Source organism: Ferrimonas sediminicola, from assembly GCF_005116715.1.
GTDB classification, from domain to species: Bacteria; Pseudomonadota; Gammaproteobacteria; order Enterobacterales; family Shewanellaceae; genus Ferrimonas; species Ferrimonas sediminicola.
The window spans coordinates 1-21,508 of record NZ_SWCI01000014.1; the positions used below are offsets into that span (position 1 = coordinate 1).

Annotated in this window: 20 protein-coding genes; 7 read left to right on the plus strand and 13 right to left on the minus strand. The window is 62.2% G+C overall.

The features are described 5' to 3' along the window. Positions 1 to 472: 472 nt before the first annotated feature. The 5 genes from FCL40_RS15725 to efpL form a co-directional block, all read right to left on the minus strand. Entirely contained in the window at positions 473 to 760 is a 288-nt protein-coding gene (locus FCL40_RS15725; RefSeq protein ID WP_136854255.1) for an encapsulin-associated ferritin-like protein, read from the minus strand. A 177-nt stretch (positions 761 to 937) separates the two neighbouring features. Next, the gene (locus FCL40_RS15730; RefSeq protein WP_136854256.1) at positions 938 to 1,315 is read right to left on the minus strand and encodes a TonB-dependent receptor; all 378 of its coding nucleotides are present in this window, start codon (positions 1,313 to 1,315) and stop codon (positions 938 to 940) included. Between the two features lie 94 nt (positions 1,316 to 1,409). Continuing rightward, positions 1,410 to 1,688, minus strand: coding sequence for a hypothetical protein (locus FCL40_RS15735; protein ID WP_136854257.1), 279 nt, complete (start codon positions 1,686 to 1,688; stop codon positions 1,410 to 1,412). A 110-nt stretch (positions 1,689 to 1,798) separates the two neighbouring features. Further along, positions 1,799 to 2,176 (minus strand): cupin domain-containing protein, encoded by a 378-nt coding sequence (locus FCL40_RS15740; RefSeq protein WP_136854258.1) that lies wholly within the window; start codon positions 2,174 to 2,176, stop codon positions 1,799 to 1,801. 486 nt (positions 2,177 to 2,662) lie between these two features. Beyond that, the gene (efpL, locus tag FCL40_RS15745) at positions 2,663 to 3,238 is read right to left on the minus strand and encodes an elongation factor P-like protein EfpL (protein ID WP_136854259.1); all 576 of its coding nucleotides are present in this window, start codon (positions 3,236 to 3,238) and stop codon (positions 2,663 to 2,665) included. A gap of 357 nt (positions 3,239 to 3,595) precedes the next feature. Between efpL and FCL40_RS15750 the strand changes: the two genes are divergently transcribed. From FCL40_RS15750 to FCL40_RS15775, 6 genes are all read left to right on the plus strand, one after another. Further along, entirely contained in the window at positions 3,596 to 5,191 is a 1,596-nt protein-coding gene (locus tag FCL40_RS15750; protein ID WP_136854260.1) for an FAD-binding oxidoreductase, read from the plus strand. Next, complete coding sequence (locus tag FCL40_RS15755) at positions 5,188 to 6,675, plus strand: FAD-dependent oxidoreductase (RefSeq protein WP_136854261.1); 1,488 nt, start codon at positions 5,188 to 5,190, stop codon at positions 6,673 to 6,675. Before FCL40_RS15750 ends, FCL40_RS15755 begins: the two co-directional genes overlap by 4 nt. After that, the gene (locus tag FCL40_RS15760) at positions 6,668 to 8,221 is read left to right on the plus strand and encodes an FGGY-family carbohydrate kinase (RefSeq protein ID WP_136854262.1); all 1,554 of its coding nucleotides are present in this window, start codon (positions 6,668 to 6,670) and stop codon (positions 8,219 to 8,221) included. Before FCL40_RS15755 ends, FCL40_RS15760 begins: the two co-directional genes overlap by 8 nt. Positions 8,222 to 8,382: 161 nt before the next feature. Beyond that, positions 8,383 to 8,940, plus strand: coding sequence for a porin family protein (locus tag FCL40_RS15765; RefSeq protein ID WP_136854263.1), 558 nt, complete (start codon positions 8,383 to 8,385; stop codon positions 8,938 to 8,940). A 119-nt stretch (positions 8,941 to 9,059) separates the two neighbouring features. Further along, on the plus strand, positions 9,060 to 9,617 hold the full coding sequence (locus FCL40_RS15770) for a histidine phosphatase family protein (RefSeq protein ID WP_169307160.1): 558 nt from the start codon (positions 9,060 to 9,062) through the stop codon (positions 9,615 to 9,617). Between the two features lie 435 nt (positions 9,618 to 10,052). Then, entirely contained in the window at positions 10,053 to 12,866 is a 2,814-nt protein-coding gene (locus FCL40_RS15775; RefSeq protein WP_136854265.1) for an FAD-binding and (Fe-S)-binding domain-containing protein, read from the plus strand. A gap of 56 nt (positions 12,867 to 12,922) precedes the next feature. Here the strand turns inward: FCL40_RS15775 and FCL40_RS15780 are convergent, their stop codons facing one another. The 3 genes from FCL40_RS15780 to FCL40_RS15790 all read right to left on the minus strand — a co-directional run bounded on the left by FCL40_RS15780 (position 12,923) and on the right by FCL40_RS15790 (position 15,843). Continuing rightward, entirely contained in the window at positions 12,923 to 13,300 is a 378-nt protein-coding gene (locus FCL40_RS15780) for a hypothetical protein (RefSeq protein ID WP_136854266.1), read from the minus strand. 7 nt (positions 13,301 to 13,307) lie between these two features. Beyond that, complete coding sequence (nhaA, locus tag FCL40_RS15785; protein WP_136854267.1) at positions 13,308 to 14,477, minus strand: Na+/H+ antiporter NhaA; 1,170 nt, start codon at positions 14,475 to 14,477, stop codon at positions 13,308 to 13,310. Positions 14,478 to 14,703: 226 nt separating this feature from the next. Next, the gene (locus tag FCL40_RS15790; RefSeq protein ID WP_136854268.1) at positions 14,704 to 15,843 is read right to left on the minus strand and encodes a hypothetical protein; all 1,140 of its coding nucleotides are present in this window, start codon (positions 15,841 to 15,843) and stop codon (positions 14,704 to 14,706) included. Positions 15,844 to 16,086: 243 nt separating this feature from the next. Here FCL40_RS15790 and FCL40_RS15795 point away from each other — a divergent pair, with 243 nt between their 5' ends. After that, the gene (locus FCL40_RS15795) at positions 16,087 to 16,293 is read left to right on the plus strand and encodes a DUF3955 domain-containing protein (protein ID WP_205729150.1); all 207 of its coding nucleotides are present in this window, start codon (positions 16,087 to 16,089) and stop codon (positions 16,291 to 16,293) included. 42 nt (positions 16,294 to 16,335) lie between these two features. Here FCL40_RS15795 and FCL40_RS15800 read toward each other — a convergent pair whose 3' ends face one another. Genes FCL40_RS15800 through FCL40_RS15820 form a run of 5 tightly spaced genes read right to left on the minus strand, consistent with a single transcriptional unit; the run spans position 16,336 to position 21,367 of the window. Further along, positions 16,336 to 17,571 carry an ABC transporter permease gene (locus FCL40_RS15800; protein WP_136854269.1) on the minus strand — a complete coding sequence of 412 codons (1,236 nt, stop codon included), beginning with the start codon at positions 17,569 to 17,571 and terminating at the stop codon, positions 16,336 to 16,338. Beyond that, complete coding sequence (locus tag FCL40_RS15805) at positions 17,568 to 18,755, minus strand: efflux RND transporter periplasmic adaptor subunit (protein WP_136854270.1); 1,188 nt, start codon at positions 18,753 to 18,755, stop codon at positions 17,568 to 17,570. The genes FCL40_RS15800 and FCL40_RS15805 overlap by 4 nt, the downstream gene beginning before the upstream one ends. Continuing rightward, positions 18,752 to 19,729 carry an HlyD family secretion protein gene (locus FCL40_RS15810; RefSeq protein ID WP_136854271.1) on the minus strand — a complete coding sequence of 326 codons (978 nt, stop codon included), beginning with the start codon at positions 19,727 to 19,729 and terminating at the stop codon, positions 18,752 to 18,754. Before FCL40_RS15810 ends, FCL40_RS15805 begins: the two co-directional genes overlap by 4 nt. Further along, complete coding sequence (locus tag FCL40_RS15815; protein WP_136854272.1) at positions 19,726 to 20,682, minus strand: HlyD family secretion protein; 957 nt, start codon at positions 20,680 to 20,682, stop codon at positions 19,726 to 19,728. Before FCL40_RS15815 ends, FCL40_RS15810 begins: the two co-directional genes overlap by 4 nt. Then, the gene (locus tag FCL40_RS15820; protein ID WP_136854273.1) at positions 20,672 to 21,367 is read right to left on the minus strand and encodes an ABC transporter ATP-binding protein; all 696 of its coding nucleotides are present in this window, start codon (positions 21,365 to 21,367) and stop codon (positions 20,672 to 20,674) included. Before FCL40_RS15820 ends, FCL40_RS15815 begins: the two co-directional genes overlap by 11 nt. Between the last annotated feature and the right edge of the window lie 141 nt (positions 21,368 to 21,508).

Sequence of the window (21,508 nt, forward strand, 5' to 3'; positions counted from 1 at the left end):
ACCAGGCATGCGGCTTCCAGTTTGAACTCCGCAGTGAATGAGCGACGCTTTCTTGTCATTGAACACCTCTTGTTACGGTGGCGACTTTACCACCTAAAGCGGTGTCCGGGATCATTAAACCACCACATCGCCAAGGCAATATCATAAATGATGGTGGCCGAGCCGCACACCGGCCCCAGGTTCAGTATGACCTCCTCCCCCTTAAGTTCTGCATTCACACCTCGACCGTTCAAGCTCTTAACTATTGTCTCCAATATCGTCCCCTCCTAGACCTTCTCTACAGACATTCTGGCCATAGAAATAATTGTGCTTCGAAGGGGAACATCACTCGCTCCCCTTTACCTGTTTCTGCCGCGCTCCGATGACTCCCTGACTCACCCTTAACCTCGCGACTGTCATCGAATGCCCGGGCTGACCGGCACAGGCAACGGCCCGGCCTAAGCCGGACCGTTGCCTGTTGAATCGGAAATGGTCAGCTATGGGCTATGGGTTTGTCGGAGAAAAGGTACTCCTTGAGCTCCTTGTCGAAGCTGGGATCCCGACGTCGAATCCACTCCAACACCATGGCGGCATGCTCCTTCTCCTCGTCACGATTGTGTTGGAGTATTGCCTTTAACTCCTTGTCTTTACAGGCATCTACACGCTGATTATACCAATCGACCGCCTCGAGTTCCTCCATCAGGGAAACGATGGCCCTGTGCATGTCGCGGGTCTCATCCGTCAATTCGCCGATCGGCTCATGGTACCCTTCGTTTGACATCGTCATCTCCTCATCGTGTGTCAATGTGTCCGTCGTCAATCGCTCCGTGGTGCATCCAATATCCTCATGGTGTTCCCCTTGGTCGGCACTTATTCCCCCGGAGACAAGTCAAAAAAGCGACTCTGGCTGAGCCGGTGGTGTGAGGGGGCCGGCAGCCGTTGATGATCTGGGGCAGGGTTATTTTCTCTTCGAGCTGATGACAAATTCAATGTTCATCAACATCACGCCGATCAGCACGGTCACCGAGGCCGAGGCAAGCACCGGATCGATGGTTTCCAGTGTTACAAATTTCCCGTAAAACAGGAACAACCCCAGCAGCAGTACCGCCGCCCCGAGTTGATGGACATAAAACTGCACCCTTGCCAATGTCGAGGTGGAGTTATTCAGCCACAGCCTGTGGCACAGTCCATAGACAAACGAAAGCAGAAACCCCACCAACATGATGTGCGCATGGGTCACATACTGGCCTTTATCCTTGGTGGCCGCCATGAATATGCCCAGAATCAAGCCGAGTATCGCGTAGCCAAAAGCGGTCAGTATGAATTTGCGATCCATAGACTCCCCCTCCGAATGCAGATGGCTCCAGAGAGTGTAGACCAGATACCTGCGCGTCCAGTCCGATGGCAGACGCCTGATAGCTGTGTTGCCATCATCTCCTTGATCGCGCCTTTGCCTGTCGCAGCGCCTTACGCTCTTTCTTGTTCGCTATGTTTTCTCGGGTATCCAACACGGCCTTGAGGTCACCGTATGCCCGTTTCCATTCAGGCGTGTCCTTGTACTGGATCACACCCGCTTTAGGGAGTGCGGCGTCGCCAGACGGCTCGAAGGATTCAGCACACTTGAGTAACGCCCTTCTTCGACTCATCAACGAGCCTGTGTGCATGGCTTCCAACTCGGCCAAGGTTTTGGGCTCTACCCTGTTTGCCATACCCCAGCCTCCATACCCAGCGCCTGGCATCCTCGGCCAACGGCGCCTGAAGCGCGCCTTGGTCCGGCCGCATCCGCGTCCCAGGCCGGGTCCGGACAGCCGCTAAACGTCTAAGACTCTTTATCCCACTCGATGTTGGCCTTGGTGCGATCAAAGTGGGGGGCGAACACCGAAAGGGCCGCGAAGCTTTGCCCCTGCTTTAACATGGGGCCGTGAAGAGTCGCTTTGGGAATGAACACCAGATCCCCCCTTTTTACCCTCTTTATCTCCTCACCAACCTTAAACTCCACATCGCCTTCAATAATGACCAGCAGTTCATCATGAGCTTTCTGTATGTGGAGGGCATTGCCACTGTCGCTGACCACCCCAACATTCGCTGTCAGGTGCTCTCCGTCGAACACAAACGTTCTCTTGATGGGATCGCCCTTGGTAGATTCATCGGCCTCCAGGGATGCAACGATTTGATCCAGGTTGTGAAAATGGGTCATGCTTGATTACCTCATCGCTGCGAGGATCTATTTCACTGCCTAACCCATAAGTATGGGGCAGGTCGCCGCATTCCACTAAAAAATCGTTGCCCTCCCTTGCACGCCTGACTCGATACCAACCCATATTCCCTGACCAATTCCACGAGTTGACCAACCATGGATAGCGTTGATCTATCAAAAAAGCGAGGGAGTGGCGGCACCGGCATCGGCGGAGATCTGCCCGGTTGATTTGCATCTGCTCCACCGGAAGATGTAAGTGAACGCTCTCGCGTAACGCCATGACCTGATTGAGATTAATCTTAATGATGATGACCAGCAACGCAGGCTCCGCCCTCGGCGCCAGCCGCTGATCACCGAGATCCACCTATCAGGCTGATTGATGGCTTTTTCTAACCTAACGACTTTTTCTGTCCATGGGTAGCGATTCATGCCGCCGCCACAAAAAAGCCCGGCATCTGTGCCGGGCTTGATAAGGCAGTGGCTGACCTACTTACCGTCGGCACGGCTCATAAACTTGCCTTCGGCGGTGTTCACCTTGATCTTTTCACCGCTGCTGATGTACTCGGGCACCTGCACCACCAGGCCGGTGGTCAGCTTGGCGGGCTTGGTGCGTGAGGTGGCCGAGGCCCCCTTGATGGAGGGATCGGTCTCCACGATCTCCAGGTCAACACTGGTGGGCAGCTCCAGGGCGACCGGGTTGCCGTCTACCGCCAGCACCTGCAGACCCTGAGTCTCCTCGTTGAAGTAGAGCAGCTCCTCTTCAATGGTTTCCTTGCGGAAGTTGAAGGGGGTGTAGTCTTCGTTGTCCATGAAGACATACTCGTCACCGTCGATGTAGGAGAAACTCACCTGATGACGGCTGAAGTCGGCCAGGTTCAGGATCTCGTCGGCCTTGAAGCTCTCATCGATCTTGGCGCCGGTGGCCACATCGTACATGCGCATGCGGTACAGGCTGTTGCCTGCACGGCCGCTGGGGGTCAGCTTGGCAATCTCTTTTACGGAATACACCTTGCCGTTGTATTCAACCACGGCATTTTTCTTGATTTCACTGGCCTTTGGCATTGTTACAAGTCTCTATTAACGTGCGTGGGTGCAAATTACCATCTAGGGAATATTAGGCAAGCTTTTACACCGGGTCAGGCACGGTTTCATGGCGTTCACGGCCATTTTTGCCAGGGCACTTCCCGGTAGGCTATCGAACCGCGATGCGCCGCCACCTGGGCCATTCAGGCTGGCCGGAATGTCAGTGTTCCCTGCCGGTAAGACGTCTACCGGCCCGCTATTAGCCTGGTAAACTCGGCTCGGACCAGCATTCCTCGCCGTTCATCCGCCAATGCATTTCAAACACTTGTATAAACAGAGAAAATCCGTGACCCTAGGACGACAAACAAAAATTTAACAACATGAACAGGATGTCTCATGGAAAAGGTATGGAACAGTTGGGGAGACGAGGCGAAGCAACGCCCCCTGCCCGAAGTCGCCAAGACGGTGCTGACCTCACTCCTTGGCCCGGGTAACCCGCTGGGTGAAGCCACACTGGAGCAGACCGCCAGTCAACTGCCTCCAAGCCGGTTGGGTTCCCACGACCTCTACTGTGTCGAACCCGGGGTTCGGGCCCGCTATGCCCGGGGCCAGAGCCTGGCGGACTGGCTGGCGTTCAAACAGGGAAAGCTGGGCTGCGCCCCGGATGCGGTCGCCTTCCCCGAAAGCCGTGATCAGCTTGAGGCGCTGCTGAACCTTGCCCGGGAACACAACTGGGTGGTGATCCCATACGGGGGCGGCACCAGCGTAGCGGGCCACATCAACCCGCGCGAGGGTGAACGCCCGGTGATCACCCTGTCGATGGAGCGGATGAACCGGTTGTTGCACCTGGATCCCATCAGTCAGTTGGCCCGTTTCGAAGCCGGTGTCCGCGGTCCGGACCTGGAAGCCCAGTTGAACGCCCGTGGCTACACCCTGGGCCACTTCCCCCAATCCTTCGAGTACTCCACTCTGGGAGGCTGGATCGCCAGCCGCAGTTCCGGCCAACAATCCCTGCGCTACGGTCGTATAGAGCAACTGTTTGCCGGTGGCCTGGTGCACACCCCCAGGGGGGAGATCAGCCTGCCGGCACTGCCCGCCAGCGCCGCCGGCCCGGACTGGCGCGAGGTGATCCTCGGCTCCGAGGGACGCATCGGCATCATCAGCGAGGCGGAGATGCGGGTGCAGCCCCTGCCGCAGAAGGAGCAGTTCTATGTCTCCTTCTTTCCGGGCTGGCAGCAGGGGCTGGAGGCGGTGCGCGCCATCGCCCAGGCTGGGATCCCCGCCAGCATGATGCGCCTGAGCCACCCCACCGAAACCAACACTCAGCTGCAGCTGGCGCTTTCGCAAGAGAAGCATCGCAGACTGGTGAAGCTGTTCCGTCTGCTCGGCGTCGGCGATTCCCCCGCCATGCTCACCTGGGGCGTCACCGGCGACCGCGGCCAGGTACGTCACAGCACCCGGGCCATTCGCCGCCTGCTCCACAGCCACGACGGCAGGCTGGCGCTCAAGGGTCTGGGCCAGCACTGGAAGCAGAACCGCTACGGTGCCCCCTACCTACGTCAGAGCCTGTGGGAGCACGGTTACCTGGTGGACACCTTTGAAACTGCGGCCAACTGGGACCGCATCGAGGCGCTGCAACAGCAGATGGAGCTCAGCCTCAAAGCGGTGGCAGGTGATACCCCGCTGCTGAGCTATACCCACCTTAGTCACGTCTACAAACAGGGCTGCAGCCTCTACACCACCTATCTGTTCCCGGCCAAGGAGGGGTTTGACGCCAGCCTGGCACAGTGGCGCAAATTCAAGGACGCCGCCAGTCGCGCGGTCGTGGAGGGCGGCGGCACCATCAGCCACCAGCACGGCGTCGGCGAAGACCACCGCCCCTACCTGTCGGTGGAGAAGGACGCCCTGACCCGCTCCGGCATCCAGGCGGTGCTGGAACACTACGATCCACAGGGACAGATGAATCCGGGTAAGTTGCTGGAGACGCCATGACGGATCTGACCACCAGGGTGGCGGACAGCCGCGCCCGCCTCAACCGGGGAGAGCGGGCCTACGACATCATCGTCGTGGGCGGTGGCATCAACGGCGCCGCCGTGGCCTGGCTGGCCTGTCACAACGGGCTCAAGACCCTGCTGCTGGAGGCGGAGGACTTCAGCTCCGGCACCTCCAGCCGCTCCTCCAAGATGATCCATGGCGGCCTGCGCTACCTGGCCAAGGGTGACTGGCGCCTGACCCGCGAGGCGGCCCGCGCCCGTGACGCCCTGATGGCCCACCACCCCGACCTGGTGCAGCCGCTGCCGTTCTGGTTTATGCACCCGCCCGCCAGCAAGCCCAAACCCTGGCAGGTGCAGGTGGCGCTGCAGATCTACCGCGCCTTTGCACCGGGATGCCGTCCCGGCTGGCTCTCCCCTGAGCAGTTGCACGACGCGCTGCCCTATCCCCTTCATGACATCCAGGGAGCCAGCTGCTACTTCGATGCGATCAGCGACGACTGCGGCCTGATCACCTGGCTGCTGCAGGAGGCGGTGCGGGAGGGGCTGGACCTGTGCCACTACAGCCCGGTGGACAGCCTGCTGGAGAAGCATGGCCGCTGCACCGGTGTCCAGGCCCGCATCGACGGCTGTAGCACCCCCATTCACGCCGCCTGCGTCATCAACTGCGCCGGGGCCTGGTGCGATCGGCTAACCCCGCTGCCGGGAAACCAGGTGATCCGCCCGCTCAGGGGCAGCCACTTGGTGCTGCCCGCCTGGCGCTATCCGGCTCCGGCGGCCCTCACCTTCGCCCACCCGGAAGATGGCCGACCGGTGTACCTCTATCCCTGGATGGGTACCTCCATCATGGGTACCACCGATCTGGATCACCAGGCGCCCCTGAAGCAGGATGTGGCCATGAGCCGGGAGGAGTTTGACTACCTGTGGCAGGCACTCCACACCCTGGATCCCGACGCCCGCGAGGAGGATATCATCGCCAGTTGGAGCGGGGTGCGGCCGGTGGTCTGCTCCGCCGCGGAGCACTCCGCGCCGTCCGACGCCAGCCGGGAACACCTCATCTGGCAGGAGCCTGGTCTGGTCAACCTCACCGGCGGCAAATTGACCACTTTCCTGGAGACCGGCCAGCAAGTGCTGGAATACGCCGCCGCCATGATCGACGCACCGCTGCGCAAGCCGGAGCTGCCGCCGGTCAGCCACGCTCCCCACAATGACCAACCCATCGGCGCGGCAGTGATCGGCTGGCACCGCTTGGAGGACGCCATAGCCCACCAGGCGATCACCCACCTGGATGACCTGCTGCTGAGGCGCACCCGCCTGGGCCTGCTGCTCGGGCGCACCCTGCACCACTATCAGGCGCCCATCGACCTTCTGTGCCGGCGGCACCTCGGGTGGAGCGAGGCGCAGTGCCAGCAGGAGTGGGACAGGTACTGGCGCATCTGGGAGCGGTTCTACAGCCCGCAGCCCTTCAGGAGTCGCCATGACTGACGCCATCCTTGCCATCGACAACGGAACCCAGAGCCTGCGCGCCCTGCTGTTCGACGCCGAGGGCACCTTGCTGGATAAGAGCCAGGTGCACTTCTCTCCGCCCTACCACAGCCCCCAGCCCGGGGCCGCCGAGATGGATGCGGAGATCTACTGGCAGGCGCTGGTAGACGCAGTCAAACGGTTGGGTGACCAGGGCAACACGCTGACCCGGGTGAAGGCGGTCACGGTCACCGCTCAGCGCACCTCGCTGGTGTTTCTCGACCGCCATGGCGTGCCGCTGCGTCCGGCGGTACTGTGGACCGATCAGCGCCAGTGCCGCGACCTGCCGCCACTGCCCTGGTACCTGCGCCCCTTGGGCTGGTTGCCCTACATCGGCCACAGTTTCAACACCCTGCGCCGGCGCGCGTTCAGCAACATGCTGGCCAGTTACGAGCCCAGGCTGTGGCAGCGCTGCGCCAAGGTGGTTCAGGTTGGCGGTTACCTCAGCTACCGGCTGACCGGCCTGTATCGGGACAGCACCGCCGGCCAGGTGGGTTACCTGCCCTTTGACTACAAAAGGCAGCGCTGGGCCCCGCAAGGCAACTGGCGTTGGCATGCCCTCAGCCTGACCCCGTCTCAGATGCCGCAACTGGTAGCGCCCGGCGAGCTGCTGGGGCACCTTGCCGACGAGGTCGCCGAACGGCTGGGGCTGCCCGCGCAGCTGCCGGTGGTGGCCGCCGGGGGAGACAAGGCCTGCGAGATCCTCGGCAGCGGCGGTCACCAGGAGGGAGTGGCCAGCCTCAGTTTCGGCACCACCGCCACCGTCAATGTGGTCAGTTCCCGCTACCGGGAGATTGTACCGCTGATGCCCGCCTACCCGGCCGCCGTGGCCGGCGAATACCTGTGTGAGGTGATGCTGTTCCGCGGCTTCTGGATGGTCAGCTGGTTTAAGGAGCAGTTTGGCCAGCTGGAGCAATTGTTGGCGGAGGAGCAGAACACCGTGGCCGAAAAGCTGCTGGACCAACTGATCAACGCCGCCGAGCCCGGCAGCGAGGGGCTGATCCTGCAACCCTACTGGGGCGCCGGAGTGCGCCAGCCCGGCCCCGAGGCTCGGGGCGCCATCATCGGCTTCGGCGATCATCACACCCGTGCCCACCTCTACCGCGCCATCATCGAGGGGCTGTGCTACGGCCTGAAAGAGGGGCTGGACAGGGTGGAGAAGCGCTGCGGTAGCCATACCCGCCTGCTCAGGGTGTCCGGCGGCGGCGCCCAGAGTGACGCCATCCTGCAGCTGACCGCCGACCTGTTTGGCCTGCCGGTAGAGCGGGCTCACACCACCGAGACCTCGGGCCTGGGTGCCGCCCTGTGCGCCGCCCTGCACCTGGGCTGGTACCCGGATGTGGCCCAGGCTACCCGGGGAATGATCCGTGTCGGCAAAAGATTTGAGCCCAACCCGCTTCATCACCAGAGATACCGCACCCTCTACCGGGAGGTGTACCTGAAACTCTATGGCCGGTTGCACCCCCTCTACCACCGGCTGGCCCGGCTCAATCGGAACCAGGGCTGAGATCAGCCTCCGGTTAAACGTTCGGCTCAAAGGGGTGTTTATATTTTTTAAGTAGTTGATTAAGTCATGGTTAAGTTTGGCCCCTATCGGTTCAGAGTGGGTTCAATTTGGGCGCGTATGGTAGGACCCATCGACAGAGATAACGTCAATGGAGCAATACCATGAAGAAACTGACCGCGACCCTTATCGCCACCGCCCTGATCTCCACCTCCGCCTTGGCCAGCGATGTCCAGTGGTTCGCCGGCGCCGGTGCGGGCTGGCAGCAGGACAGCATCAAGGGCGACGCCCACAAAGACAGCGATGATGTAACCTGGCAGCTGCGCGGCGGTGCCATCCTCAACGATCACCATCGCTTCGCCGGTACCTACGGTTACAAAGAGGACAAGTTCAATGTGCGGGGTGACTCCGTCAAGCAGGAGCAGCACCTGTTCCTGGCCTCCTACGACTACCTGTTCCCCGTAGGCAACTCCGGAAAGTTCAACCTGTTCGCCGGTCTGTCCGCCGGTGTGGCCGACAACAAGATTGCCGGTGACTCCCAGAGCGATTTCGTCTGGGGCGGCCAGGTGGGCGCCGAATACCGCCTGACCCAAAACTGGAGCACCGAGCTGGGCTACCGCTACCTGGACCAGGATTATGAGAACAGCGGCAAGAGCATCGGCCAGAACTTCTCTCTGGACGATACCCAGCAGCTGTACCTGTCCATCGACTACCGTTTTTAAGCGACGCTGAGAGTTAACGCCTGAGCTGTTGGCGCGGTACCCTCCCCCAGGGCCGCGCCCTTTTTTCATCCATTGGTGGTATACTGCTCGCCCGTTCAGTTGTTCAAACCACACCCGCCGTGACCCAGTTTTACTTGATTCGCCATGGGGAAACCCTGTGGAACCGCCAGCGTCGCCTTCAGGGCAGCCAGAACAGTCCCCTCACCGAGGCGGGCCTGGCCCAGGCCGAAGCCCTCTCCCGGGAACTGGCCACCCTCGAGTTCGACGCCATCTACGCCAGTCCGCTGGAGCGTGCCCGCATCACCGCCGAGATCATCAACCAGCCCCATGGCCTGCCTCTGCAGCTGGATGACGGACTGAAGGAGCGCGCCTTTGGGGTACTGGAGGGGTGTCACCGGGAAGAGCAGGCAGAGCTGTGGCAAGCCCTGTCCCTGCGCTTTAGCCAGAACCGCGTCGACGTCCCGGGGTTTGAACCAGCCGATCAGTTGCAATCCCGCGCCCTGGATGCCCTTCAGCGCATCCACCTGGCTCATCCACAGGGGCGGGTTGCCATCGTCAGCCACGGAGAGTGGCTGCGCAGTGTCGGCAACGCCCAGGCGGGACACCCCGCCTGGTCCGACAAAACCGAGCTGCAGGGCAACGCCTCCTTCATCACCCTGACCTGGCCCATTGGCTAACCTTCACCAAAAAAAATGGGGGCGGGCCCGACTCCACCGGCCACCTGCCTGGTGGCCGGCACCAGACAGGGCATTCCTGCACCCCGTAATCTGGACGCCCCTTGCGAACTCTCCGTAACCGCAGGCATCACCCCGGACAACCATTGCCACTATGCCGAAGCCGGGCTCAGGCTGTTTATCCCCTCCGCTCTCCCTCACCCCCAGCCGCGGGAGATCATGGCCCAGATTCTCGCGACTTGACCCAGCTCGCACCGAACAGCTTTTCCACAACTTAAGTCACACTTTCATTGTGATGAAAGTCACTCTATCCGCCGCAGGTAGCACAATATTATTCGCTTTGAAAATAAGCGACTAAGCTTTAGAACAGTCAGAGCACTCATCCATAACAACAGATAAATCGGGCCCCTTCCTCGGGTCCGCGCCGGAGGGTACGCAATGAGCATCGACTATTCTCAGGTTCACAGAGAGCTTCTTTCCCGTCTGGGTCCCAAAGCGGTCACGGACGATCCTGTGCGCCGCTTCGCCTGGTCCACCGACGGCAGCTATTTTCGCATCGTGCCGCAACTGGTGGTCACCGCCAATACCCTGAAGGAGGTGGAGGAGACCCTCGCCGTTGCCCGCCAGCATAACGCCCCGGTGACCTTCCGTGCCGCCGGCACCAGCCTATCGGGTCAGGCGGTGGGCGAAGGTATCCTGCTGCGACTGGGTTACGACGGTTTCCGCAACATCGACATCAGCGACGATCACCGCCGGGTGACCCTGGGAGCGGCGGTGATCGGCTCCGACGCCAATGCCAAACTCAAGCCCTTCGACCGGAAGATCGGCCCGGATCCGGCCACCCTGGCCTCCTGCATGGTCGGCGGTATCGTAGCCAACAACGCCTCAGGCATGTGCTGCGGAACCACGGAGAACAGCTACAAAACCATTGCCAGTGCCAAGCTGCTGTTTGCCGATGGCACCTACCTGGATACCGGTGATGAGGCTTCCAGGCGTGCCTTCGCCGAAAAACGTCCGGAGCTGATCAGCACCCTGGCGGAGCTGGGTGAGCAGACCCGCTCCAACGAGGTGCTGAGCAACCGAATCCGTCACAAGTTCTCCATTAAGAACACCACTGGCTACAGTCTCAACGCCCTGGTGGACTACATTGACCCCTTCGATCTGATCAACCACCTGATCGTCGGCTCCGAAGGCACCTTCGCCTTCGTTGAGGAGGTCACCTACCACACCGTGGAGGAGGCCAAGTTCAAAGCCTCAGCCATGGCCGTGTTCTTCAACATGGTGGACGCCGCCTCCGCCATTCCGCCACTGCAGATGGACGCCGTCGCCGCCGGCGAGCTGCTGGACTGGGCCTCCATCAAGGCGGTGACCGGTAAGCCCGGCATGCCCGAATGGCTGTCCGATCTGCCTGAGGGCGCCGCCATCCTGCTGATCGAGTGCCGGGCCAACGATCTGGAGACCCTGGAGGACTACACCCGGCAGACCATCGATGCCATCAAGCACATCGACACCGAACGTCCCATCGAGTTCAGCACCGAACCCGCCGTCTATGGCCAGTACTGGGCGATGCGCTCTGGCCTGTTCCCCATCATCGGCGGCGAGCGCCCCAAGGGTACCTCGGTGATCATCGAGGATGTGGCGTTCCGGGTGGAAGATCTGGCCTCGGCCGCCGCCGACCTTACCGAACTGTTCCACAAGCACGGCTATCCTGAGGGGGTGATCTACGGTCACGCCCTGGACGGCAACTTCCACTTCATCATTACGCCGCACTTCAAGCGTCAGCAGGACATCGACCAGTTCGACCGCTTCATGCAGGACGTGGCCAAGCTGGTGATCGACAAGTACGACGGCTCCATGAAGGCGGAGCACGGTACCGGGCGGGCCGTGGCGCCCTTCGTCGAGATGGAGTGGGGCGTTCAGGCCTACGAGATGATGAAGAAGCTCAAGGCCGCCTTCGATCCCCAGGGGATCCTCAATCCCGGCGTGGTCCTGAACGACGACAAGGAGATCCACGTCAAGGCGATCAAGCAGGCCGCGGTGGTGGACGACTGGGTGGACCGCTGCATCGAATGCGGCTTCTGTGAAAAGACCTGCCCCACCTCGGAGCTGAACATGTCACCCCGCCAGCGGATCACCACCCTGAGGGAGATCGCCCGGCTGGAGCAAGAGGGCGATCAACATGGGGCGGCCAAGCTGCGGGCCGATGCCCAGTACGACGTCATTGACACCTGTACCGCCTGTCAGTTGTGTACCATCTCCTGCCCGGTGGACAACAATATGGGGATGCTGGTGCGCCAGTTGCGTACCGACCTCATCGATTCTACCGCGCAGAAGGTGCTGGATTTTCAGGCTAATCACTTCGGTAAAGTCAACGCGGTGCTCTCCACCGGCTTCAACGTGCTGCACGGCATCCACAAGCTCACCGGCAGCACCGTCACCGGCAAGATCATGGATCTCGGCCGCAAGGTGTCCAAGGAGGTGCCCTACTGGGATCCCAGCTTCCCCAAGGGCAGTAACCTGCCCAGCCCCCAGGCCGCCGTCGGCAACGACAAGCCCAGGGTGGTCTACTTCCCGGCCTGCGGCGGGCGCACCTTTGGTGCCACCCCGGAGGACCCCGATGACACCACCCTGCCCGACGTGATGGTGGCCCTGCTGGAGCGCGCCGGCTACCAGGTGCTGGTACCGGGCAACACCCGCCAGCTGTGCTGTGGTCAGATGTGGGAGTCGAAAGGGGACTACAAGAACGCCGACTTCAAACGCAACGAGATGGTCCAGGCGCTCAAGGAGATGACCGATGACGGCCGTATCCCGGTGATCATCGATGCCCTCTCCTGCACCAAGCGCACCCTGCAGGACAGCGACATCGACTTCAAGATCCTCGATGCGGTCGATTTCATCCACGACGAGTTGATGGACAGGCTGCCGCCGTCGCGCAAGAAGGGCGCTGTGGCCCTGCACGTCGGCTGCTCCGCCACCCACATGGGCGCCGGTGCCAAGATGGAGGCGATCGTCAACCGCTACGCCGAGGAGATTGTTCGGCCCGAGGGGATCATCTGCTGTGGCTTCGCCGGTGAAAAGGGGCTGTACAAGCCAGAGATCAACGCCTCTGCACTGCGTCATCTCAAGGAGCGTCTGCCCTCTGAAATCAGTGAAGGCTACTACGCCAACCGCATGTGTGAGATGGGACTGACCCGTCAGAGTGGCATCTCCTACCGCCACCTGGCCTACCTGGTGGAGGAGTGCACCCGCTAGGGTTGTGCGCACACACAAAAAAGAGGGCTCGAATGAGCCCTCTTTCCGTTATTGGGTCAGTTGGGACAGGTGAGCAGTTCACTCAATGCCTGGGATAACTCCTCCTGTGAGGTGATCATCCCCTCGGCGGCCAGATCATCCAGTGCCAGCACCATCTGATCCCGCTGGGGGGTGTTCTGCCGGCAGATGGCATCATTGGCCTGCTTGAACCGCTTGCCACCACGGTATTTCAGCGCCCGCTCACTGAAGGTCCCCGCAGGCAGGCTGGTGGCTCCCCGGCTGGCGCTCAGGGCCAGGGCGCCATCGACGGCCCCCTGCAGGTAGTAGAGGCAGGCATCACTGCGGGGCGCCTCCTGACACTGGGCCAGGTTAATATCATTGGCCCACAGGGCCGGGCTGACCATCAGTGCCGCAATCGCCACTATCCTTCTCATGATTACCTCACTTGTTCTCAGTTAACGTTCTATTCAACACCAGGTAGCCGCCGATGGCCGACAGCCCCGATCCCAGCAGGATCCCCAACCTGGACATGTCATCGTAGTTCATCATGCCCGCCTCGAAGGCCAGGGACGCCACGAACATCGCCATGGTGAAGCCGATGCCGCACAGCAGCGCCACGCCGAGCAACTGGCTCCAGCGAACACCCTCGGGCAAACTGGCCAGCTTCAACTGGACCGCCAGGTAGCTCATGCCCAGGATCCCCAGTGGCTTACCAATCAGCAACCCCAGGGCAATGCCCATGGGCAGAGGGGACACCAGGTCGGACAGAGACAACCCATCAAAACTCACCCCGGCGTTGGCGAAGGCGAACACCGGCAGAATCATGTAGGTGCTCCATGGGTGCAGATTGTGCTCCAGGAACTCACTGGGGCAATCGCCATCCTCATCCTTGCCAAGGGGAATGGTAAACGCCAGCACAACGCCCGCCAGGGTGGCGTGTACGCCGGACTTCAGCACCGCCACCCAGAGCACCAGGCCCAGCAGCAGGTAAGGCATCAGGCTGCGGATGCCCAGGCGATTGATCGTCAACAGGGCCAGGACGGCGCCGGCGGCAATCACCAGGCTGACGGTGGACAGGTCCCCACTGTAGAACAGGGCGATGATGACGATGGCCAGCAGATCATCAATGATCGCCAGGGCCAGCAGGAACACCTTCAGCGCCAGGGGGACACGACTGCCCAACAGCGCCAGGATACCCAGCGCAAAGGCGATGTCGGTGGCCGCCGGAATCGCCCAGCCGCTGGCCGCCAGGGGATCCCCATGGTTGAACGCCAGGAAGATGGCCGCGGGTGCCACCATGCCACCGATGGCGGCAAAACTGGGCAATGACGCCTGGCTGATGCTCGATAGGGTGCCGTGCAACAGCTCCCGCTTCACTTCGAGTCCGATCAACAGGAAAAAGAAGGCCATCAGCAGGTCGTTGATCCACAGCAGCATCGGCTTGTGCAGATCCAATGCCCCCACCCGGATCTGTACCGGCGTGTTCAGAAAGGCATCGTAGAACCGGTCCAGCGGGGTATTGGCCATCAGCATGGCCAGTGCCACCATCACCATCAGGATGATGCCCCCGGACGATTCCTGGTTGAAAAAATTCTTAATGACGGTCTTCATCTAGTCGCTCCAAAAACAGGTGGGAGAAGTGTAGCCGCAAACAACACTTCCGTAAAATCGATTCTTTTGGGCTCTTTGCTCGGAATAGCCGTGCATTTAGAGGCGTGTGAGCGACAAGGCCTCACTGCTACCCCCCACCCTACGATCTGATGCCATGGCTGAGGGGCAACTTGGACATTGTCCAATCCACGCGTTTAATTTAATCGTTTTTACTGAGCGGACCCGGTTAGCTCTGGTTCATCGGCTGCACCGAAGGGACCTCCCGCCTGGCCAGGATGGGGGTGACTTTGGGGTCGGCCGTTGGCGGGGTGTCCTGGCGTACCCGCTTCAGCTGCTGACGGGCAATCTGCAGTTCGGCCCGCATCTGACAGGCATCGTCGATCACCCCGTTGAGATGATGAATCATGGTGTCCAGCTCATCCTGATCGCCGGCGGCCAGCCTGAGGTGGTAGGCTCGCTGCTGATCCAGGGCGCGCACGGCCAGGGAGAGGCCGGTGATGCGCCTGCGCAGGTTGCCGGTGAGACGGTGACACCAACGCCAGGCCACGCCGGTTAACAGCAGCGGCAGTATCATCCAGCCCAGCGTTAACAGAGAGCCGCGCCAGAACGCCTGTAGCTGCTGCACCATCCACTGGCTCTGCTGGGTCAGGTGATCAGACAGCCCGGCTCTCCCCGCCAGCGGCAGCGACCGAGACAGGGGCGTTTCCCCGAGCCCGGTGGACTTGGCATTCAGGTGGCCTCGATACTGGTCCAGATAGAGGTTGAACTCACGACGCAGACGCTGTTCGCGCCCCGCTGACGGCGCCAGCTGCAACAGGGAAAGACGCTCCTGGGCCCTGGCCACCGCGCCCAGGGCCTGGGCGCCATCGGCCAGCCAGGCGTGGGGAAGCCCTGTCAGCATCCTGGACTCGAAGTCGATCAGGGCCGCGACGCTCTGCTCGTAGTGACCCAGCAGGTGCTCCCTGGGCAGCTCCCCGTTCAGCCAGGCGCTGCGCATCCAGGCCAGACGCGCCAGCAAACCGTTGACCATCAACAGCTCCGGGGCCTGCACCTCGCGCTCACCCAGCCATCGCCCCTGGGCGGCCAGGAAGCCGGTCATGGCCAGGTCAGACGCCATGGTTAGACTCATCGCCTGGTCACCCTGGCCGTCTTTGGTCAGCAGGCCCTGGCGCTCTTGCTGCAGGGCCAGCACCAACCTGCGGCCATCGGCCACCAGCTGGGCGGTCTTGGGCAAGTGGCGCTGTTGCCACACCGCCACCCCCTGCTTTCCGATGATCGACGCCGCCGCCAGCAGCAGCAGGCCGAAGGGCAACCACAGCAGCAGCGAGAACTTGGTCGCGATTGAGCAGCGATCTATCCAGGCCATAGTCGGCTCGACTCCTTTTGCACTTAAGCCAAGCTTAGACGCTGTTTTTGAACTTAGCGCAATTGTTGCTACTAAAAATGCCTCTTGATCAGCAGCTTCGCCCCTTGATGAGTGAAAAAACATTTCCCTGCCAACCCGACCAAAACCCTGACCTTTCCCTGCACTCCCTTGGGATGCCCTTGAAAATCGCCAACCCTGCCCCATCTAATAAGAGATGAAGGGCTCGAGTAAGAAGGAGAGAGCGTGAGTGTCAGGATCTTGAGGTTACCCCTGTTGCTGCTGGGGATGAGTCTGCTGTGCATGATGGGTTACCACCTGATCGGCTCCAGCGTCGACGACCGTGGCGTGCTTATCGAACCCTTCGCCCTGATCCCGCTAGGCTGGGGGCTGCTGTTGCTGAGCCTGGTGGTGCAGTGGTTCCGGCTGCTACGGGCCAACGCCCTGGGGTAGCGGCCAGCCCGGGACCCGGTGGACGGGGGCCCGGGGCGTGTGTCAGTCGCGCTGCAGGGCGATGATGGGGTCGAGCTCCGCCGCCTTGCGGGCCGGGTACCAACCGAAAGCCACCCCCACCACCATACATACTCCCACCGACAGCAGCAGCGACAGCGGCGACCAGGCCACCTGCCAGTCGGCGTAGGCACCGATCACCAACGACAGCAATATCCCCGCCAGGATGCCAATCAGACCGCCACAGGCGGCGATCACCAGGGACTCGGTGATAAACTGGCGGGCGATATCGCGCTTGGTGGCGCCCAGGGCACGCAGCAGGCCAATCTCGCCGGTGCGCTCCATCACCGTGGCCAGCATGATGTTCATGATGCCGATCCCCCCCACCAGCAGGGAGATCCCCGCCACACAGGCCATCACGATATTGAAGATGCGCTGGGTCTGCTGGTACTGGGCCAGCAGGTCCGCCGGCACCACCACCTGGAAATCGAACTCGCCGCCGTGACGCCGGCTCAGCAGGTGATCGATGGAGGCCGCCGCCAGCGGCGGCGCTACCCCCTCGGCCAACTGCAGCTTGATGCGATCGAGCTGATCCTCCAGGGGCTTGAACGCCAGCTTCTTGAGGGCGGTGTTCAGGGGAACAAACACCTGGTTGCGCTCCCCTCCGAGTTTCACCCCTTCGATCTTGGACCTGACCTGCTCCCCGGAGGCCAGCACGCCCACCACCCGGAACCACTGATGGTTCACCTTGATGCTCTGGCCGAGGGGATCGCCACCGCCAAACAGGGCGTCGGCGGCTTCCGCTCCCAAAACGGCCACCTGCCGGTAGAGACGGTTGTCCCGGTCATCAAAAAATCGCCCGGCGGAGAGGTGCAAGTTGCTCAGCGGAAAATGGCTCGGGGTCACCGCGGCCACCTTGGCATCACTGCGTCCATCGGCGCTGAACAGGTTGTGCACCCGCACCTCCTTGACCGCACTCCACTGCTGAATGAATGGCAGGGTCTCCATGGCGCTGCGGACATCCCCGAGGCTAAGGCCCACGCTGTGCTCTCGCACCGTCTGCAACGCCTCTCCCTCGCTGGGCCGCGACTCCACCACCACGTTGCGCAACCCCATGGACTCGATCATCGACAGCGCTTCCCGTTCGGCACCCTCACCGATGGAGAGCATGGCGATCACCGCCCCCACGCCGAAGATCATCCCCAGCAGGGTCAACCCGGTGCGCAGTTTGTGATGGGCCATCTCCCCCAGGGCCTGGCGGATCTCATTCAGTTGGTTCATGCCTTGACCTCCTTAGGCCTGGCCAGGGCCACCACGTCTCCGGCCGCTACCCCTGAGGTGATCACCGTGCGGTTCAGGCTGCGGGCCCCCAGGGTGACCATCCGCTTGACGAAGCCATCGCCCTGCTTCAGGTAGACCCAGGCCTGCCCCTCCTTCTGGAACAGGGCCTGGTTGGGAATGGCCAGCACCCCCTCCTGATGACCCACCCGTACCCGGGCACTGACCTCCCTGCCTGGGAACATCACCTTGGTATCGGTGCTGTCGAGGGCAACGGTAAAGCCAAAGTAGTTGACCGGGGAGTTGCTGCTCCTGGGCTTGGCCAGGGCTTCGACCCGACTGACTGTTCCGGCGATGGCATGGTCTGGGTAGGCATCGAGTCTCAGTTCCACCGGCAGATCCACCGTCAGTCCCGCCGCCTCGGATTCGAGCACCCACAGTCTCGCCTCCATCTCGCTGACATCAGGAATGTTGCCAATGGCCATGCCGGACCACACCATGTCACCGCTGATCACCGGCCTCCCCTGGAAGCCATCCACCAACACGAACAGACCGTCGGCCGGAGCCAACACCTCCATCTGCCTGAGGTTCTGCCTGGCGGTCTGCACCTTGGACTTGTGTCCCTGCTGCTTCAACTCGATCAGTTGCTGTTCTGCGTCGGAGCGGTTCCGCTGCTCGCCCTCATCCCACCCCAGGTAACCCAGTTTGGCGTCCAGATACTCCTTGTTGCGCATGTTGTCGATGATCTCGATACGGGAGTAGACCCGGGGATCGTCGCTGTAGAAACGGTCGGCCAGCCCCCGCTCCTCACGGGTTACCTGCTGGCCGCTGAGGATCTCGTTCAGCTGTACCTGGTCCCGGCCCAGCTGCAGCCTGCCATCAAGCACCAGTTTGTCGATCTCAAACTGGGCCAGGGCCGCATCCAGCTGCTGGCGCTGGCCATCGAGCCGCGCCACCACCTGCCCCCTGCTGACCGGGGTGAAGTTGTCCGCCACCCAGGAGAGGCTCTGGGGCCCCCGCAGGGCGCCGGGGACCGACACGGTCTCCGCCCGTGCCGGCTCCAGCTTTCCCCGGGCATCGATAACATGGGAGAAGGTGCCCGGCTTCAGGGTCACCGTCAGCACCGATTCACCGGGCGCCTGGGTGCAGCCGGTCAGCAGCACCAGCAGTAATATCATCCGCGTCATAGCAGGACCTCCACCTTGGCAGTCATGCCCGGGCGCATCAGCCGGGCATCGGCGTCCTCGATGGTCGCCACCGCATCAAACACCACCACAGGTACCGACTGGTTCTTGCGCCGAAACACCGGGCTGATCTCGGTCAGCACACCGTGAAACTCCTTCTCTGGCGCTGCATCCAGACGCAGCACCACCCGCTGTCCCAGGTTCACCTTGCGGGCCTCCACCTCGGGAATGACCAGGTTGACCACCATCCTGGACAGGTCCGGCAGCCTCACCAGATCATCCCCGGCAAACACCGTGGCGCCCTCCTTGATCTTGTTGCCATCGAAGGTGGTGCCGATCACCACCATGCCGTCCCGCGGGGCGGTGATGGTCATCTTGCCGATGTCCGCCTGCAGTTGCGCCACCCTGGATTGCCAACGGCGGCGATCCCCCTGCAGCATCACCAGCCTCTGGGCGGCGCCTTCACGCTCCAGCTCGATCTGCTGTTCAATCAGCGACACCCTCGCCTCGGCGATCGCCGCGTCCCGGGCGTACTTCTCCCGCTCCAGCCGGGCCACCGAGTCATCCTGGATCGCGAACTTGCGCCTGGCTTTCTCCCGGTTCATCCGCGCCTCCGCCAGGTTCAGCTTCAGCTCCTCCAGCTTCTTCTCGTTGCGCATCCCGGAGGTCTGGATATCCTGCTCCACCGCAGCCAGGTCCGCCTGGCGCAGTTGCAGACGCTGGCGCAGATCCGAGGTATCCAGCCGCACCAGCAGCTCCCCCTGGCTGACCTTCACCCCTTCCGGGGCCAGGTACTTCACCTGGTACTGCCACTGGCGACGCACCGGCGGCGGAGAGATCCCCAGCGAGTCCGCCGAGGCCAGTTCACCGCTGACCTGGACCCGGTTCGGTGTCTGTGGCTGGTCCGGCTGCCGCGGTCCCGCCTCCTGGGTGCAGGCGCTCAGCAACAACGCCGCCACGACGAATACGGTTCTCATCCCTGCCCCTCCAGACTCACCCGAACGCTCATTCCCGGGGTCAGGCTGGTCGCCTCCCCCTGGTTGAGATCGATCGCCACCTGAAACCAGGTGCTCTCACCCCAGCCGTGGCGCCGCTCGCCGTTGAGGGCCACCGCTGTCACCAGGCCCGTCAGGCTGGCGGCGGGATCGGCGTCCAGGGTCAGGGAGACGCTCATCCCCGGACGGATGCCATCGATGTCCACTTCGTTGGCCCAGGCCCGTACCTGAAGGGCATCGAATCTGGGGATGGAGGCCACCTGAGTGCCCACCTGCACCGTGTCACCAATCTCGGTTTTCACCCCGTCCCATGGACGCCGGGCGTAGATCATCGGGCCGTCATGGGCGGCGATCAGCTCCAGCCCCGCCATCAGTTGACGGGCACTCTCCAGCTCCATCTCCACCCTGGCCTTATCCAGGTCCAGCTTGGCCTGCTCCCTCTGGGCGCTGATCCGGGCCTGCTCCAGGGCTTGCTCCGCCTTCTCCAGCTCCGACTGTGCCTTAAGCAGTTCAAACTGCTTATCGGCATACTCCTTGGGGCTCTGGAAGTCCGGCGGCACCGACGCGTCCAGTTGCGCCTTCTCCAGCTGCAGGGACCTCTCCTTCAGGCTGAACCTGGCCTGGAGGATGCTTAGTTGCACCTCCACCCGCTTGGCCTGGCGCGAGGCCTCCACCTGGATCAGTCGGCCCTCCAGTTGATCCAGTTCGGTGCTGGCCGAGGACTTGTCGAACACCACTACGGTGTCACCGGCCCTGACCATGCTCCCCTCCGGCGCCATCCACTGAATCTGGTAGCGCCAGGCCCTGCCCGCCCGCGGCACCGTCAGGCTCTGCGCCTGGGCGGAGGCCACTTCTCCGGTCAACAGCAGGCTCTGCGCCAGCACGGGGGCGCCCATGGCCACGGAGAGGATGAACAATACTGCGCTAAGCCGCATGACTGGCCGCCTCCTCGATGCGGTCGATGACGCCGTCGCGCATCCACAGGATGCGGCGGGCGTTGCGGGCCACCTCCTCCTCGTGGGTAACCAGCACTATGGTCTGGCCCTGGGCATTGAGCTCCCGGAACAGCCCCATGATCTCCACCGAGGTGGTGCTGTCCAGCGCCCCGGTCGGTTCGTCCGCCAACAAGATTGCCGGGGTGTTGATCAGCGCGCGGGCAATGGCCACCCGTTGACGCTGACCGCCGGAGAGCTGGTTGGGCCGATGGCCCATGCGTCCCCCCAGCCCCACCCGCTCCAGCAGCTGCTGCGCCCGCTCATGATCGTGGACACTGCCGGCCTCACCGCGCCGGTATCGCAGCGGCAACAGCACATTCTCCAGCGCCGACAGCCTGGGCAGCAGGTGGAAGCTCTGAAACACGAAGCCGATGCGCTCGTTGCGAACCCGTGACAGGGTGTCGTCGTCCAGCGACGCCACCGACTGGCCATCCAGGCAGTAACTGCCGCCGCTCGGCCTGTCCAGGCAGCCGATGAGATTCATCAGGGTGGATTTTCCGGAGCCCGAAGGCCCCATGATGGCGACGAACTCTCCGGGCTCGATGCCCAGGCTGACGCCCTTGAGGGCGGCTACCTGGCTCTCCCCCATCTGATAGTGTTTGGATAGGTTTTCAATGGTGATCATGGTGACCTGCTTACTGCTCCTCCGTGAGCGCTGAACTGGCGACCTGTCGTGGATCTGACGCTAACAGTAAACACAGCGGCCGCCCATGACTTTATGGCAACAATTTGTAACTCAATACATTGATTTGACGAATAAAAATAA